The organism is Hymenobacter sp. FMD4 (genome assembly GCF_058932745.1).
On the sequence record NZ_JBZYWH010000003.1, the window covers coordinates 1 to 16,586 of the forward strand.

Below are 16,586 nucleotides of genomic sequence, written 5' to 3' on the forward strand. Positions count from 1 at the left end.
CTAGCCCACCTGGGTATCATAGTCGCGTAGTTCGAAGCCTGTTTCGCGCAGCGCTGCTTTGATGCTATCGGGACCGGGGGGAGGCTGGTGCATCGCGGCTACCTCCGCATGGCCCAGGCTCACCTGGTCGACGAGCAGGCCGAGGCTGGTGAGCTTCTCTCTTACCCGCACAATGCTGGTGTCATCGGTCATATTGTCGATATACAGCACGTAACGAACCAGCTGGGTCGGGTTGGTATCGGGCGAATCAGGAGACATAGGCACAATGCGTAAGCAGCGGGTTAACTAAGAAATGAGAAGCTGGTGCAGTTCCTCGAGGCCACTGATGGGGCCACGGTGATGAATCTGGGGTGCGTACAGGTCACCGGATGAAATTTCGATATCGGGCGAGTCGACGGGCACAAATACACGCAAAGAACCAGTAGCCGACATCCGCACATAGAGTTGACCCTGGGTATAGGTAGTGCCCGAAGGAACCCAATCGGCAGGCAAAAACCCCGCTTGGGCAAGTTCTTCGGCAGTCATGGGAGCAATAGGAATGCAGGTGGGAGCAAGGCATTAACTAGCTGATCCTCTATACATTTTGGTCCAGAGTTGGCAACAAAACCAGCATGCACCGCCACTGGCATGAAGCAGACGCAGAACTTTCATTTTGCAGAAAGCAGATCAACACAGTGGGGACTACGGGTAACGCTACCGTAAAGTTGCGGTAACGCTATAGTAGCCCGGAAGCTGGACCGGCGCTGATAAGCTTAAGCCCTGCGGCGCTTGCTGAGGCTGCTGAGCGCTTGGCCGGCGTCGCGGCCGTAGCGTAGGTGCTTGGCTTCGCCAATGATCTGCGAACCGTAAATGCCCCCGTGACCGGATGTAAGGTAAGCCACTACGCAGGCCAGCGCCAAGTAAGGCGCGGCGGCCAGCCCAAACAGCTCGATTCCCATCAGAATGCAGGCCAGTGGCGTATTGGCAGCGCCGGCAAACACCGCCACGAAACCCATGGCGCCCAGCAAGGCTACCGGCAACGGCAGCACCACCGCCAAGGCGCTGCCCAGCGCCGCCCCGATAAAAAACAGCGGTGTCACCTCACCGCCCTTAAAGCCCGTGCCCAGCGTGAGCGAGGTCAGCAGTAATTTAAGCGCAAATGCGTACCACGGAAGCGGGGTAGCCAGGGCTGCTACAATAGTGGGTACGCCCAAGCCCAGGTAGCGCGTGACATCCGGCACTGCCGTAATGCTCAGCAGCCATACCAAAGCCAGCAGAAGCGCGCCTCCCAACATAGGCCGGAGTGGGGGCCATTGCAGGCGCCGGGCAAACCAACCCTGAATGCCGTGCACGGCCACCGAAAAGCTGCGCGCTGTGAGGCCAAACAGCAGGCCAACTAGCAGCGTCGCGGCCACGGCAGTGGCCGACAGGGGTGGAGCGGCTACCAACGGGTAGTGCGTGTGGCCCACGCCCCAGACCCGCGTTACCCAATCAGCCCCGAACGCGGCGAGGAAGCTGGGAATCAAGGCATCGTAGCGCAGCCGACCGATCAGGAACACCTCCAGGCCAAAAATGGCGCCAGCTAGCGGTGTGCCGAACACCGAAGCAAAGCCTGCGCTGATGCCAGCAATAAGTAAAAGACGCCGGTCGCGGGGGCGCAGGCGTAGGGGAGCAGGTAGCCAGCGGGAGAGCTGATCAGCCAGGGCGCCACCCATCTGGACAGCGGTGCCCTCGCGGCCAGCCGAACCGCCCACCAGATGGGTCAGCAAGGTTCCCAACAGTACCAGCGGTGCCATGAGCAGCGGAATCACGTCGCGCGGTTGATGGATTTCTTCGATGAGCTGGTTGTTGCCTTTTACCACGCTTTGGCCTAGGTAATGGTAGAGCAGCCCGACGGCAAGGCCGCCCAGTGGTAGCAGTAAAATCAGCCAAGGGTGAGCCTCGCGGAATACCGTGACCCAATCCAGCGCCACCAGAAAGCCCGCCGACGCCGTACCTGCCAGCGCACTCACCACGGCGCAAATGAGCAGCCAGCGGAATAAGTAGAGCAGCTGCGGCAGCGGATCCTGGCGCAACAACCGGGCGGAAAAAGAGGTGTGTGGCAAAAGGCAGAGCAGAATAAATACGACCTGCAAAGTACACTGCGGAGCAGGATTGGGGTGCTTGCCTTCCCGCTGGGGCCTAAGCGGAAACCTTCCTGTTGGCTCGGGGTTGAATTTTCTTTAGGGTTTAGATAAATTTAGAAGGGTGGCGCAACTGTAAGCCGCGACTACGCTTCTTTTCGCCAATAATTTTTTCGTCTCCCACGAAGCCATAGCGCTATGCCTGATCATGACGAATTACCCGAGTCGGTGCGCGGCCTCTCGCGCCGCGGCTTCCTGAAGGGGGCCGGAATTACTGCTGCGAGCGGCGTGGTACTCAGCACCGGTCTAGGCTCGCTGGCCGAAGCCGCGCCTGCCACGCCGGCGGCCGTAGGCCCCGGCCGCACAAGCATCAGTTTGAAAGTCAACGGGGAGAAGCGTAAAGTCAGCATCGAGCCGCGCCAAACCCTGGCCGAGGTGCTGCGCGACGAGCTGCAGCTCACTGGCACTAAAGTGGTGTGCAACCGCGGGGCTTGCTCGGCCTGCACCGTCTGGCTCGACGATTTACCCGTGAACAGCTGCATGACGCTGGCCATTGAGGTGGGCAAACGCGAAGTAACCACGGTGGAAGGCCTCAGCAAGAACGGCAAGCTGCACCCCGTACAAACGGCCTTCATGGAGCACGACGCGCAGCAATGCGGCTTTTGCACGCCCGGCATGGTGATGAGCTGCGCCGCGCTACTGAAGCGGAACGCCAAGCCCAATCTCGATGAAGTAAAAACTGCCCTGAGCGGCAACTTGTGCCGCTGCGGCACTTATCCGAAGATTTTTGAAGCCATGCTGGCCCTGGCGAAATAGGTAGAATCGGCAAGCGAGAATTGAAACCAGGAATGAGGCCTGAACCAGCACCCAGTGCCAGGCCCTTGTTCAATTCTTCATTCTCAATTTCAAACTGATATGGGCTACCGCAAACTAAAGAAAAGTGCCAAGAAGGCCGGCAAGTTTGAGCATCTGAAGGCTGCTATGGCCGCGCCGCTGCCCGGCATGGCGCCCGCCGCTACCCAAAAGCTAACCATGCCGCTGGGTATTCCGGGCGTCAATCTCAAAACCGTGGAGCGAGAGGTGCCCGCCGACGAGCCGCCGGTACTGGCCCCGAACAAAGACCTGCGTGTCATTGGCAAGCCCGTGCGCCGCATCGATGCCCAGTACAAGGTGACTGGCCAGGCCCGCTACACCTACGATGTGCACCTGCCGGGCATGCTTTACGCCCGCATGCACCGCTCGCCGCACCCGCACGCCCGTATCAAGAGCGTAGATACCAGTGCCGCCGAGCGTTACCCCGGCGTGCAGGGTGTGTATGTAATTCAAACGGTGATGGGCTCGGCCGTGGAAGTGCGCGACCCTGGTCATGCCAATCCGAAAGTGAGTGCCGAACCCACCGGTAGCACCTTTCCGGTGATTCGCTACGTGGGGCAGCCCATTGCGGCTGTGGCCGCCACCTCGCAGCAAGCCGCCGATGAAGCCGCCCGGCTGGTGCGCGTGGAGTATGAACTGCTGCCCTTCGTGGTGGATTTGGACCGTGCCCGCCAAGCCGATGCGCCGCTGGTATTCGGCGGCCGGCAGGTAAGTCAGGCCGGTACTGGCGGTGGCGGTGGCGCTGCCCGGGCCTTGCCGCAAAAAGGTAATGTGCGCGGCCCAAACACCGGCGGCTCCCGCGGCGACGCCGACAAAGGCTTTGCGGAAGCTGAAATAGTGGTGGAAGGCGAGTTTCGGACGCAAGTGCAGACGCACTCCCCACTGGAAACCCACGGCATAGTAGCTGACTGGAAGCCCGAGGGCCTCACGGTATACCTTTCGACGCAGGACGTAAGCGGGGCGCGCAACGAATTTGCCGAGCGTTTTGAGCTGCCGCAAAGCAATGTGCGCGTCATTACCGAGTACATGGGGGGCGGCTTTGGGGCCAAGTACGGCGCGGGCAACTACGGCGTGGCCGCTACTAATCTTTCGAAGAAAACAGGCCGACCGGTGCGCCTGATGCTCGACCGCCGCGAACAGCACCTGGCCGTAGGCAACCGCCCCAACTCCATCCAAACGCTACGCATCGGGGCCAAAAAAGACGGTACGCTCACCGCCATTGAGCAGACCTCCTACGGCACAGCCGGCGTGGGGCTGGGAGCTGGCGTGGGCCTGATAGCCGTGCAAATGTATCAGACCTGCCCCAACGCCAAAGTGGCTCAGTATGACGTGATGACCCACGCCGGCCCCGGAGCAGCCTTCCGGGCGCCAGGGGCGCCGCAAGGGGCATTTGCTTTGGAGCAGCTGATAGATGAGTTGGCCGAACGCATTGGGCAAGACCCGCTGCTGTTGCGCGACAAAATCGACAGCAGTGAAATGCGCAAGGCGCAGCGCCGCCTCGGAGCCGAGAAATGCGGCTGGAGCCAGCTGCGCAAGCCGCCCGGTTCCTCACCCGGAGCGGTGAAGCGCGGCGTGGGCATTGCGCAAAGCGAGTGGGGCCGCTACGTGCAGCAGGGAGTGGGCGCCGAAGTGCGCATCCACCGCGACGGCTCGGTGGCGCTGATGTCGGCCGTGCAGGACCTGGGCACCGGCGTGCGCACCATTCTGGCGCAGGTGGTAGCCGAGGAACTAGGGCTGCAGGCGACGGACATTACCGTGCGCATCGGTGATTCGCAGTATCCGCCGGGACCGGCCTCAGGTGGCAGCAAGACCACCGGTTCCATCACGCCGCCGGCCCGCAATGCGGCCTACAAAGTAGGACAGCAGCTATTGGCGGCCGTGGCGCCGGCGTTGGGCGTAGGCCCGAGCGAGTTGGCATTCAGGAACGGCCGTGTCATCGTCAAGACCAACCCCGGCAAGAGCTTGAGCTTTAAGGAAGCCGCGGCTAAGCTGCCCGGCGAGCAAATAGCCGTGACGGCGGAGCGCAAGGAAGACTACGGCGGCATGGTCAACCGGGGCGTGACCTACGGGCGCTCCGGGGGCGTGCAGTTTGCCGAAGTCAGCGTGGATACCGAAACCGGCTACGTGAAAGTGGAACGCGTGGTGGCCGTGCACGACTGCGGCCGCCCGATCAACCCGCTGCAGCTCGAAAGCCAAATCAACGGCGGCGTGATTCAAGGCATCAGTTGGGCCCTCTACGAAAACCGGCACATGGACCGTAACTACGGTCACATGATGAATGCCAACCTCGACCAGTATAAAATCCTCGGTGCCCGCGAAGTGCCGAAGATTGAAATTCACCTGCTGGAAGAATACACCGCCACCTCCAGCACCGATGCGCTCGGTATTGCCGAATCGGCGAACGTGGCTACGGCCGCGGCTGTAGCCAATGCCGTGTACAACGCCATCGGGGTGCGCATCCGGGAGTTGCCCATCACGCCGCAGCGCATTCTGGAAGCTTTAGCCAATCAAACCAAAGCCACCGGCCGCCTATGAACGCCTTTGAATGGATGGACGCCACGAGCGTCAAGCAGGCCCAGGGGCAGCGCACCGTGCCCGTTGCCGACGCTATGTTACCGAGCGCCCAGCCCGGCACCGCCACGGTGTTCAAAGCCGGCGGCGTGGATTTGCTGGATCTGATGAAGGAGCATCTGCTGCAGCCGGCTCGCCTGGTGAGCGTGCTGAATCTGCCCAAGATGAACAGCATCAGCGACGCCAAAGAGGGCTCTTCCTTGGGCGCCCTCGTGACGCTTGCGCAGCTGGAAGCCGATAAAGGTCTGCGCCAGCGCTACGTGGCCCTAACGGAAGCTATTGCCCATGCCGCCACGCCGCAGGTGCGCAATGCCGCTACCCTGGGCGGCAACATCATGCAGCGGCCGCGCTGCTGGTATTTCCGCAACGAGCATTTCCAGTGCCTGAAGAAAGGCGGTACCAAGTGCTTTGCCAACGAGCCTGGCGCCGAAAACAAGTACCACGGCATTATCGGCAATCAGGTGTGCTCCGCCGTGCACGGTTCCAGCATCAGCACGGCCCTGGTAGCTTTTGGGGCGCAGGTGGAGCTGCAGGGGCCGCAGGGCACGCGCCGGGTGCCGCTCGAGCAGTTCTTCGTGCGGCCCGAGCAGGATGTACGCCGCGAAAACAGCATCCAGCCCAATGAACTGATTACCGAAGTGCTGCTGCCGCGGCCCGCAGCCGGCACCGGCTCGTGGTACATCAAGTTTGGCGAGCGGGAAAGCTACGACTGGGCTACTGCCGATGTGGCCGTGGTGCTGGAGCAGGAGGGGGGCACCTGCCGCAAAGCCAGCATCGTACTGGGGGCGGCGGCACCAGTGCCCTTGCGCGTGCCAGCGGCCGAGGCGGCTTTGGTCGGTAAGCCCATCAGCGAAGAAACGGCCCGCGCCGCTGCCCAGGCCGCTGTGGCCGGCGCCACGCCGCTGGAGCAAAACGCTTACAAGGTGCCGGTGTTTGAGGCCATCGTGCGCCGGGCCATTCTGAAAGCGGCAGGGCTAAGCTGATGCAGTTTATTCCCGTTCACCTCGAGCCCCAAACCGATGTGTGCCGTTTTCTGCGCAGCAAAACCGGCGTCGGCACCAGTGAAGGCGGTGAGGAGCCGTGGCTGTTGGTCGATTCGCTGACGGCTACCTCGTGGTGCCTGCGCACCATGGAGGCTTTCGGGCCCGACGAAGAAGTAGCCGAGCCCCTAGAGTGCCGGCCGGGCCGGGAGTGTTACGCGGCTCCAAGTAACGCAAGCTTGTAGTTCGCGTATCGTTGCTGGCTGCTTATCTACTGACGTTTCTTGATCTGCGCGCCGCCAGTTGGCTTTACTAGCTGGCGGCGCACTACACCTGCTATGACCGAACTCCAACGCCTGCTAGCCGTCTACGACCAGCACCGCGCCGCTGGCCGGCCTTGCGCCTTGGCCACCGTGGTGGAGGTGCTCGGCTCGGCTTATCGCCGGCCCGGCGCCCGCATGCTCGTCACCGACGACGGTCAGCTTACCGGTGCCATCAGCGGCGGCTGTTTGGAAGGCGACGCCCGCCAGCGCGCCCGCCAAGCCATTCAGCGCGGCCAAGCGGCCCTGGTTACCTACGACACCTCCGACGAAGATGACCCGCGCCACGGCCTCGGCCCAGGCTGCCAGGGCACCGTGCGCATTCTGCTGGAACCACTGGACTTTTCCGACGCGGCCAATCCGCTGGAACTACTGCGCGGCTTTGCCCAACACCCCGCACCGGCCGTGCTGGCCACCGTCTTCAGCCGGCCCGGCAGCGACGTAGCCGGCCTGGGCCAGCGCTTACTGCTGACTGCCGCCCACGACCACATCAGCACTCCAACCGCTGACGCCACCACGCCGGAGCTTCTTTCCGATGCCGCCGAGGCCCTCGCCTCTGGCCAGTCCATGACCCAGGATTACGAGACTGGCACGGGCCCGGTGCGGGTGTTTCTGGAAGTGCTGCGACCCCCGCTGCGCCTCACCATTTTCGGCGCCGGCAACGATGCCCAGCCGCTGGTGCGCCTGGCTGCGTCGTTGGGCTGGCGCGTGCAGGTGCTGGATGGCCGGCCCGCGCAGGCAGCCCCGGCCCGCTTCCCTGAGGCCGAAGCCGTGCGCGTAGTGCCCGTGGGCGAGGTGCCCCAGTTGCCTCCCGACGATGCCTACGCCGTGCTACTCAGCCATAACTACACCTACGACCTCGCGGCGCTTGAGTACTTAATCGGTACCGATACCCCTTACATCGGCCTGCTGGGCCCGCGCACCAAAGCAGCCCGCATACTGGAAGAGCTGGCCCTATACGTGCCCGATGCTACCGAGAAGCTGGCCGAGCGCCTGCACAGCCCCGTCGGGCTCAACATCGGGGCCGAAACTCCGGAGGAAGTGGCCTTGTCCATCGTGGCCGAAATTCAGGCGGTAGCCGCTGGCAGGGCTGCTGGCTTTTTGCGCGATACGTCCGAGCCGATTCACGCGCGGTCATCCGCTCAGATGTCTGCCGCTGCCAGCAGCCTTTCCGCGTGAGCCGCCCCGCCGCCCCGCCTTCAGTGGCCGCGCTGCTGCTGGCCGCCGGCTCTTCCAGCCGCATGGGGCAGCCCAAGCAGCTGCTCCCGTACCGCGGGCGCACGCTGCTGCGTCACGCCGCCGAAACGGCCTTGACTGCTGGCTGCACCCCGGTACTCATGGTCACCGGCGCCCAACACGCCTCACTCGCAGCCGAAGTAAAAGAGTTGCCCGTTCTCCTCAGCCACAACACAGACTGGCAAGCTGGCATGGGCAGCTCCATCAAAACGGGGCTACAGGCCTTGCTGACGGTCACCGAGCCGCATGCGCCCGATGCCGTTCTGGTTTTGCTCAGCGACCAGCCGCTCATCACGCCCGAACTGCTGCGGCTGCTCATTCGCGCCTGGCACACCAGTGGCTTGACCGCTGCTGCTACCACCTACGCGGGCAGCGTAGGCGTACCCGCGGTTTTCGGGCCCGCAGCCTGGCCGATGCTGCTGGAAATGCCCGCCGATGCCGGCGCCAAGCCGCTGCTGCTGCGCCTCGGGGCGCAGGTGGCGCTGGTTGCCTTTGAGCCGGCTGCCCTGGATGTAGACACGCCCGCGCAGTACCAACAATTGCTCCGCTCAGGTGGCTGAATAGTTAACCGCGCAGTAACCGCCCCAATGGCTATTTCTGCGTAGTTTGGCCGTTACTACCTTTTACCATTGCATCTATGTCTTCTGCCGCGGCCCCGGTCATCCTCGATTCGGGCTTTGAAAATGTACCCAAGGACGACAAGCGCATCACCCGCGGCTGGACGTTCTACGACTGGGCCAACTCGGTGTATCCGCTGGTGATTACCAGTTCCATCTTCCCGATCTATTGGGGCTCGATGGTGAAGGCTGTAACCGGCACCGACAGCGGCAAGTCGCCCGTAGAATTTCTGGGTTTGCACATCCCCGGCACTTCCCTCCAAAACTACTCTGTGTCGGCGGCCTTTCTCATCATTGCGCTCATCAGCCCCATCCTCACGGCTCTGGCTGACTATTCGGGCCGCAAGAAGCTGTTCATGCAGATTTTCTGCTACCTCGGCGCGGGCGCCTGCGCGGGGCTGTACCTCTTCACGCCCGATACCTTCACCGCCAGCGTGTTCATGTTTATCCTGGCCACGGTAGGGTTTTCCGGCTCCATTGTCTTTTACAATTCTTACTTGCCCATCATTTCCTCCGAGGAAAAATTTGATTCCTTGTCGGCCCGCGGCTTTTCCATGGGTTACATCGGATCGGTGCTACTGCTGGTGCTATGCCTGGCGCTGATTATGGGCCCCGAAATGATGGGTGGACCTGAAGGGGTAGCCATGTTTGGCTTGAGTACCGGGCAGGCCACACGCCTTAGCTTCCTGCTGACGGGTATCTGGTGGGCTGGCTTTGCCCAAATTCCCTTCTTTGTTCTGCCACCCGACCCCGGTCGGCCTGCCGGTGCCACTTCCGAATCGGGCTGGTTGCTCAATGGCTTTCACGAGCTGAACAAAGTGTGGCAAGAGCTCAAGCACTTGCCCAACCTGAAGCGGTTTCTGCTTGCTTATTTTACCTATAACATGGGCGTACAAACCGTAATGTACGTGGCTACGCTTTTCGGCGACGAAGAGCTGCACCTGCCTGCCGATCAGCTAATTATTACCATACTACTGCTGCAGCTGGTGGGTATTCTTGGCGCTTATTTGTTTGCCAAGCTTTCCGAACGCATCGGCAATACCCGGGCTCTGAGCTGGGCAGTGTTTATCTGGATGCTAATCTGCATTGCCGGCTATTACGTGCAGGCTGGCTGGTCATTTTTTGCGCTGGCAGCCGTTATCGGCCTCACTATGGGCGCCGTGCAAAGTCTGTCGCGTTCTACGTATTCAAAGATTATTCCTGAGAATACCCCGAATACGGCCTCATACTTCAGCTTTTTCGACGTAACCGAAAAAATCAGCATCGTAATTGGCCTGCTTGTGTTCGGCGGCATTTCGCAGTTGATGAACGGCAACATGCGCTACAGCATTCTGGCGCTGATTTTCTTCTTCGTGCTGGGTATGATCTTCCTGCTAACGCTTCGCGGTAAAAAGCTTCGTGACGACGTTACCACCGGATCCGAAACTGTCTCCTCGCCGCCTGCTACCCCCAACATCGGCATGCCCGCCAGCAGACGCTAACGACTACAAATTGCGCTAACTGGCTTCGAAAGCACCCCTTCGGGCGGTTGCCGGTTGAGGCTGAACCACATTTTTCTCATTCCCATGACTGACACTCCTGCCTCGCTGCAAACTGTCCTTGCCCAAGAGCTGAAATACGAGCTGAACCTCACGCGCCGCCTGCTGGAGCGCGTGCCCACCGAGCATTTCAACTGGCAACCACATCCCAAGTCCATGCCTATCGGCAAGCTGACCTGGCACATGGCCAACCTGATTGCCTTTCTGGAACTGTCGCTGCAAGGGACGGAAACCGACATGACCACAGTACAGTGGCCCGCTACAGCTACCACGACCGATGAAGTTCTCAGCCGCTTCGACGTTACGGCAGCTAGCATCCAGCAGGTCGTAACCGGCATCGAGGATGAGCAACTGCACGGTTCCTGGACCATGCGACTAGCCGAGCGGGTGATTGGGACCATGCCGCGTACTCGCGTGTTGCGCGTGCTGGTGCTCAATCACCTCATTCACCACCGCGGCCAGCTTTCGGTATACCTGCGCCTGCTCGACGTCCCGGTACCCAGCATTTACGGCCCCTCTGCCGACGAGCAATAGTCACTCAAAGATTCCGGCACAATGCAAAAAGGCCCGTTATCAATTGATAACGGGCCTTTTTGCAGTTGCTTGTTCTAGGTACTATCGACCAGCGGTTTGCTGCTTACCCGAGTACACCTTCTCGCCGCTGATGTACGTGCTCAGCACCTTGATATTGCGCAGCTGCTCCGCTGGGGCTGTCATCAGGTCTTGATCCAGGATGACGAAATCAGCCCACTTGCCGTTTTGCAGCGTGCCTTTCTTCTCGTCTTCGAAGGCTGCCCAAGCGGCCCATACCGTCATACCGCGCAAGGCCTCTTCGCGGGTAAGGGCATTTTCGGGTTGAAAGCCGCCTTTGGGGAAGTTCTTGGCGTCCTGCCGCGCCACGGCCGAATGAAAGCCAAACAGTGGGTTCAGGTACTCCACCGGAAAGTCGGAGCCGATGGCCACGCGGCCAGTAGCGCGCAGCAGGTCTTTGTAGGCGTAGGCGGTCTTCACGCGCTCTGCGCCTAGCCGGTCGCCGGCCCAGTACATATCCGAAGTAGCGTGCGTGGGCTGCACTGAGGGCACGATGCCGTACTGCCCAAACTTCGCCACGTCGGCTTTGCTGACCACCTGGGCGTGCTCAATGCGCCAGCGCCGGTCTTTCTGCCCGCGCAGCACTTCACCGTAGATGTCCAGCAGCGTCCGGTTGGCCGAGTCGCCGATGGCGTGGGTGTTCATCTGAAATTTACTGGCTGCCAGTTCCTGCGCCAACGCCCGGTATTCGGCCACCGACTGCAGCAGGAAACCCGTCTGGCTAGGCTTGTCCTGGTAAGGGTGGAGCAGGCAGGCCCCGCGAGAGCCCAGCGCGCCGTCGGCGTACACCTTAAAGGAATTAACGGTGAGGCGGTCGGTGAGGTAGGGGCCGCGCTTCAGGTAGTATTGGCGGTTGGCGGGTGTCGGGTTGATCATGCAGGCCAGCCGGAGTTTCAGTTGCTTGGCTTGCTGCAGCGAGTCGAGCCGCTCAATCTGGTTGCGCTCCAGGCCGGCGTCGGCCAGGCTGGTAAGGCCTAGCTCCACACATTCTTCCTGCGCCTGCAGCAGCAGTTGGGCCGCTTCGGCCGCCGTGGGCTCCGGAATCTTGGCCGATACCAGATCCACCGCGTTATCGACCAACAAACCGGTCAGACGACCCTGCGCGTCCTTCTCTATCACGCCGCCGGAAATTGGCGTGCGGGCTGTGACGCCGGCCAGGTCCAGTGCCTTCTGATTGACGAGGGCGGCGTGGCCATCTACCCGAATGATGAACACCGGCACGTCAGGAAACTGCCGGTCCAGGGAATCCTTGGTCGGAAATTGCTTCACGGCCCAGTCGTTCTGGTCCCAGCCGCGGCCGGTGAGCCACGCACCCTGCGGGTACTCGCGCCGCTGCGCCCGTAGCTTGCCCAGCACCTCGCTCCACGACTCGGTGCCCACCAGATTGGCGTCGCGCAGACCGAGGGCGTAGCGGTAGAAATGGCAATGCGCGTCGTAAAAGCCCGGATAGATGAACTTGCCCTGCGCGTCCACTTCCTCGGCTGCTTTGTATTGTTGCCGCACCTCGTCGGAGGTGCCCACCAACAAAACTTGGCCGTCCCGAACCGCAAAGGCTTGGGCCTTGGTAAAGGCCGAGTCCACCGTATAAACCGTGGCATTGTATACAATCAGATCAGCGGTGTTCTTGGTGGCAGGGCAACCTGTCAAGCCGAAAAGCAGCGGCAATGCTGCAAGCGGCGCCAGCAGTGGGCGGAGGCGAGTAGGCATGGGTTCAGAGATGGAGAAGCGGCAAGTTAGCGTGCGGTGAGTGCTCAATAAAAAAGTGGTGCCACAGCTCTGAGCCGTGGCACCACTTCATTCGGGAAAAATGGGCTACCAAATTAGTGGCAGCCTAAAAAGCCGTGATTTATTCAAAGCGCATGTGCTTCACCGACTCGCCTGAGTTCTTCAGCTCCAGGAGCGAATCAATACCGATCTGCAGGTGCGTGGTGACGTAGTTGGAAGTCACGCTCTTGTCGCTTTCGGCGGTTTTTACACCTTCTGGCGTCATCGGCTCGTCGGATACCAGGAGCAACGCGCCGTGCGGAATTTCATTCACGAAGCCCACCACGAAGATAGTTGCCGTTTCCATGTCCACGGCCATGGCCCGAATCTGGCGCAGGTAATCCTTGAAGTTTTCGTCGTGCTCCCACACGCGGCGGTTGGTGGTGTACACCGTGCCGGTCCAGTAGTCCTTCTCGTTCTTCTTGATCATTGAAGACACCGAACGCTGCAGGCGGAACGAAGGCAGGGCCGGAATTTCGGGCGGGAGGTAGTCATCGGAAGTACCTTCGCCGCGGATGGCTGCGATGGGGAGAATCAGGTCGCCCACTTTGGTCTTGCCCTTCAGGCCACCGCACTTGCCCAGGAATAGGGCCGCTTTCGGCTTGATGGCGCCCAGCAGGTCCATCACCGTGGCTGCCATAGCCGAGCCCATGCCGAAGTTGATGATGGTGATGCCGTTGGCCGTAGCCGACTGCATGGGTTTATCCAAACCACGGATTTCGACGCCGAACTGCTCGGCGAACATGGTCACGTAGTTGATAAAGTTGGTGAGCAGGATGTACTGCCCAAATCCTTCCAGCGGGACCCCGGTGTAGCGGGGTAGCCAGTTTTTGACGATGTCGGATTTGCTTTTCATGTGTTTGGAAAGGGGGAATGCGGGGCGTTAATGTAAGGATGCAAAAAAACCGTCGCACACGAAATGAACGACGGCTCTGCGAGCGAAAAAGCGGGTGCAGGAGCCTGTTAGCAGTACCTTTGTAGGTGATGCAAGCCTTGAACCTGCCGCCTTTCGCCCACAAAGTTACGCAATCGGGCTCAAATCTGATGATCTGGGACGTGCTGCGCCGCCGTTCGGTGGTATGCACGCCCGAAGAATGGGTGCGGCAGCACGTGGTACACTACTTGGTAGAGCACCTGGGCTACCCCCGCGGCCTGCTAAGCCTGGAGCGTGGCCATACCTACAATCAGCGCCGCAAACGTACCGATCTGCACGCCCTCGGCCCCGATGGTCAGCCCCTGCTGCTGGTCGAATGCAAAGCTGCCTCCGTACCGCTCACAGCCGATGTAGCCATGCAGATTGCTACCTACAATCAAACCATCGGCGCGCCGCTGCTGCTGGTTACCAACGGCGTGCAGCACTGCTGCTGGCGCGTGCACAGCTTAGAGCGTACTACGCAGGCGCTGACATTTATTCCCACTTACGAGGAGGCGCTGGAGCTGCTGGCTGTAGCTCGGACGCCATGAACGCGATGCGAAACAAGATGAGCCATCTTCGAAATTGGCTGTTTGCAGGAGTTATGGCCGGGGCAATTGTCGGTTGTCAATCCAAACCCCAGGTGATTTATCTGACTGCTTTTGATGGGGTGCCATCAGCTCAAATTGTGTTGGTGCGCGACGTTATTCAGCGTTTTTATAAACGACCGGTTCATCTGTTGCCTACCCAGCGTCTTTCCCGCAAAACCATTTGTCCAGTGCGTCACCGTCACCGAGCGGCGTTGCCGTTGAATCAATTGCAAGCTTTGCTGCCTGATACTACCGATGGGAAGATTCTAGCTCTGGCAATGCAGGATGTGGAAGTCGAAAGTCCTAAAAAGCCGCACTGGGGAGTTATGGGACTGGCCAATTACGTCGGTGGTGACGCCTGCGTAGTGTCTACCTTTCGATTAGGAGGCCGTCAGGAGCGGCTACGAAAAGTAAGCGTACACGAAATAGGGCACTTGATGAACCTGCCGCACTGTACTTCCGGTACGACTACCTGCGTAATGAACGACGCCCGTGGCCGCGGCTCCATCGTCGACAAAACCAGACTACAACTCTGCCCAGCCTGTCAAGCACGCATGGCATGGTAGCTACTGCCGGTACAGCGTGTTGTCGAGCAGCCCATTCGTGAAGAATTGAACGAGGGCGCGTATTTCCTGACCGTAAGCCTGCTGCTTGTTGGCGGGCGGATTGGCCAGCGGCTCCACCGGCATACTATGGGTTTGGTAAGGATAGAGCCGCACCTGATTATCGGTGGTCAGCTCCGTTACGTAGTCGCGGTGGACCAGATAGTAGGTGTTGCCGGAAAGGAAAACCGCCCGGCCCGGGGCCTGCTTATCAAACACGGAATACCCGAAGGGCAACAGCTCGCGGCTAGTAGCTCCGAAGCCGAGGTAGTCAAGCACGGTAGCTGGTACGTCGGCTTGCTGGGTAATGCGCGTGACATCGGCAGCGGGTAGTTGGCGGCCCGGATGAAACAGCAGTAAGGGCGTTTTGTATTCCCCGAGCATGTTCTGGTAACCGCCTTCCAGCGTTTGCGAAGTGTGGTCGGCCAGTAAGATAAACAGCGTATTCTGGTACCACGGCTGCTGGGCTGCAGTCTGAAAAAAGCGCCGCAAGGCAAAATCGGTGTACTTAATGGACGCGTGAATGGGCAATTGGCCCGGCCCAAAGCGTTGCTTGTATTGTGGCGGCACCGGAAACGGCTCGTGCGACGTCAAGGTAAATACCGTGGAGAAGAACGGCTGCGGCTGCTGCGTAAGCTGCTTCGCAAAATATTGCAGATATGGCTCATCAAAGATTCCCCAATGGCCGTCGTAATCGGGGCTTTGGGCGCGGCTGGGGTATTCATTCAGTCCGAAATACTGCTGAATGCCCACTTTTCCTGAGAACGTATTGAAGCCCATAGTGCCATTCTGGGCCCCGTGGAATACCGAGGTAGCGTAACCTTTGCGCCCTAACAGCTCACCCAAGCCATGCAGCTCATTAGTCTGGAAGTTCGAGGTGATGAAGGCGCTTTCCATCAACGACGGTAGCCCGGCCAATACCGCCGGCAGGGCCTCAATGGAGCGGCGGCCGTTGGCGTAATGGTCACGAAACAGTAAGCCTTTGGTGGCCAGCGAATCGAAGAACGGTGTGTAAGTCTGCGCCCGGCCGGGGTTCTCGATACCGTTGTATTCGGAAGAGAAGCTCTCCACGAGCAGTATCACCACGTTGTCGCGGCGCGGGCTGGGGCTGGGGGCTGGATAGTGCGCGGCCAGCGCCTGCCGCAGGGCCGGTTCCGACGCGAAGTAGGTGCGTCGCTCTACTGCCTTTTGCCCGAAGCTTTTGATAAACGTAAAGGTGCTGTTCAGCGCCAGATGGCCCAACAGCGGGGGCGTCTGTACGAAAGCGTGCCCGGTCCGCAGGGGTTTCAACTGCAAGCCACCCCGAATGCCTAACACGGCCAAGGCTGCTACTAGCAGGGTTTCCGCCATGATTATACCCATCCGGTATACTGGCTTGCGCAAAAGTTGCGGCGCTGGAGCTGCGGATGGCATTGGGTAGAAATACCACAGCAGGCCGAACAGCAGCACAAACGGCGGAACCAAAAACCAGTAATGCCAGACGAGTTGCCCCGCCTGCCGTTCAATATCCCCGGTGATAGTGAACAGCTCATCGGATGTGCGACGGCCGATAAACTTAAAGTATTGGCTGTCGATGATGTTCAGGGACAGCCCCGGCGCATTCAGCGTCAGGTACACCCCGCGGAGGGTACGCTGCCAGCCCTTACTATAAAGCGGCAAAAACGACAGCAGCACAAACGGGATGTTCAGCAGCAGCAGCGCCGAAAGATCGAACCGGAAGCCGTGCCAGAAAGCCAGTAGCGTTTGCCCCACCGATGCCTCGGCGAATACGCCGTGGTTGGCTATATAGAACCCAATGCGCAGCAACAGGTACGCGGCAAGCAACAGTGCAAACCGACGAATGAGCAGGCGAAGCAGGAGGGAAGGCATTCGGAGGCGAAGTGGCGAGG

At 60.4% G+C, this 16,586-nt stretch carries 16 protein-coding genes; 10 read left to right on the forward strand and 6 right to left on the reverse strand.

What is annotated here, in order from left to right:
- The 3 genes from AC5FXY_RS03850 to AC5FXY_RS03860 form a co-directional block, all read right to left on the reverse strand.
- Nucleotides 1-258, reverse strand: coding sequence for a hypothetical protein (locus tag AC5FXY_RS03850; RefSeq protein WP_493555316.1), 258 nt, complete (start codon nucleotides 256-258; stop codon nucleotides 1-3).
- A gap of 27 nt (nucleotides 259-285) precedes the next feature.
- Entirely contained in the window at nucleotides 286-525 is a 240-nt protein-coding gene (locus AC5FXY_RS03855) for a hypothetical protein (protein ID WP_493555317.1), read from the reverse strand.
- A gap of 227 nt (nucleotides 526-752) precedes the next feature.
- Nucleotides 753-2,084 carry a chloride channel protein gene (locus AC5FXY_RS03860; protein WP_493555318.1) on the reverse strand — a complete coding sequence of 444 codons (1,332 nt, stop codon included), beginning with the start codon at nucleotides 2,082-2,084 and terminating at the stop codon, nucleotides 753-755.
- A gap of 216 nt (nucleotides 2,085-2,300) precedes the next feature.
- Here AC5FXY_RS03860 and AC5FXY_RS03865 point away from each other — a divergent pair, with 216 nt between their 5' ends.
- The 8 genes from AC5FXY_RS03865 to AC5FXY_RS03900 all read left to right on the forward strand — a co-directional run bounded on the left by AC5FXY_RS03865 (nucleotide 2,301) and on the right by AC5FXY_RS03900 (nucleotide 10,771).
- Entirely contained in the window at nucleotides 2,301-2,918 is a 618-nt protein-coding gene (locus tag AC5FXY_RS03865; protein ID WP_493555319.1) for a (2Fe-2S)-binding protein, read from the forward strand.
- A 99-nt stretch (nucleotides 2,919-3,017) separates the two neighbouring features.
- On the forward strand, nucleotides 3,018-5,510 hold the full coding sequence (locus AC5FXY_RS03870; protein WP_493555320.1) for a xanthine dehydrogenase family protein molybdopterin-binding subunit: 2,493 nt from the start codon (nucleotides 3,018-3,020) through the stop codon (nucleotides 5,508-5,510).
- Nucleotides 5,507-6,529: an FAD binding domain-containing protein gene (locus AC5FXY_RS03875; protein WP_493555321.1), complete on the forward strand. Its 1,023-nt coding sequence runs from the start codon at nucleotides 5,507-5,509 to the stop codon at nucleotides 6,527-6,529. The genes AC5FXY_RS03870 and AC5FXY_RS03875 overlap by 4 nt, the downstream gene beginning before the upstream one ends.
- Nucleotides 6,529-6,771, forward strand: a complete 243-nt coding sequence (locus tag AC5FXY_RS03880; RefSeq protein ID WP_493555322.1) for a hypothetical protein — start codon at nucleotides 6,529-6,531, stop codon at nucleotides 6,769-6,771. The genes AC5FXY_RS03875 and AC5FXY_RS03880 overlap by 1 nt, the downstream gene beginning before the upstream one ends.
- Before the next feature lie 93 nt (nucleotides 6,772-6,864).
- A complete protein-coding gene (locus tag AC5FXY_RS03885) occupies nucleotides 6,865-8,025 on the forward strand; it encodes an XdhC family protein (protein ID WP_493555323.1) in 1,161 nt (386 codons plus the stop codon).
- Entirely contained in the window at nucleotides 8,022-8,642 is a 621-nt protein-coding gene (locus AC5FXY_RS03890; protein WP_493555324.1) for a nucleotidyltransferase family protein, read from the forward strand. The genes AC5FXY_RS03885 and AC5FXY_RS03890 overlap by 4 nt, the downstream gene beginning before the upstream one ends.
- Nucleotides 8,643-8,719: 77 nt before the next feature.
- Nucleotides 8,720-10,180, forward strand: a complete 1,461-nt coding sequence (locus AC5FXY_RS03895) for an MFS transporter (protein WP_493555325.1) — start codon at nucleotides 8,720-8,722, stop codon at nucleotides 10,178-10,180.
- 84 nt (nucleotides 10,181-10,264) lie between these two features.
- Nucleotides 10,265-10,771 (forward strand): DinB family protein, encoded by a 507-nt coding sequence (locus AC5FXY_RS03900; RefSeq protein WP_493555326.1) that lies wholly within the window; start codon nucleotides 10,265-10,267, stop codon nucleotides 10,769-10,771.
- A gap of 81 nt (nucleotides 10,772-10,852) precedes the next feature.
- On the opposite strand, the gene AC5FXY_RS03905 is transcribed toward AC5FXY_RS03900, so the two are convergent.
- Both AC5FXY_RS03905 and AC5FXY_RS03910 read right to left on the reverse strand, forming a co-directional pair.
- Nucleotides 10,853-12,535, reverse strand: coding sequence for an amidohydrolase (locus AC5FXY_RS03905; RefSeq protein WP_493555327.1), 1,683 nt, complete (start codon nucleotides 12,533-12,535; stop codon nucleotides 10,853-10,855).
- Between the two features lie 139 nt (nucleotides 12,536-12,674).
- Nucleotides 12,675-13,448: an AMP nucleosidase gene (locus AC5FXY_RS03910; RefSeq protein ID WP_493555328.1), complete on the reverse strand. Its 774-nt coding sequence runs from the start codon at nucleotides 13,446-13,448 to the stop codon at nucleotides 12,675-12,677.
- A 128-nt stretch (nucleotides 13,449-13,576) separates the two neighbouring features.
- On the opposite strand from AC5FXY_RS03910, the gene AC5FXY_RS03915 reads away from it, so the two are divergent.
- Nucleotides 13,577-14,056, forward strand: a complete 480-nt coding sequence (locus AC5FXY_RS03915; protein WP_493555608.1) for a type I restriction enzyme HsdR N-terminal domain-containing protein — start codon at nucleotides 13,577-13,579, stop codon at nucleotides 14,054-14,056.
- Complete coding sequence (locus tag AC5FXY_RS03920) at nucleotides 14,053-14,661, forward strand: hypothetical protein (protein WP_493555329.1); 609 nt, start codon at nucleotides 14,053-14,055, stop codon at nucleotides 14,659-14,661. Before AC5FXY_RS03915 ends, AC5FXY_RS03920 begins: the two co-directional genes overlap by 4 nt.
- Here AC5FXY_RS03920 and AC5FXY_RS03925 read toward each other — a convergent pair whose 3' ends face one another.
- Nucleotides 14,662-16,566, reverse strand: coding sequence for an LTA synthase family protein (locus tag AC5FXY_RS03925; protein WP_493555330.1), 1,905 nt, complete (start codon nucleotides 16,564-16,566; stop codon nucleotides 14,662-14,664).
- Between the last annotated feature and the right edge of the window lie 20 nt (nucleotides 16,567-16,586).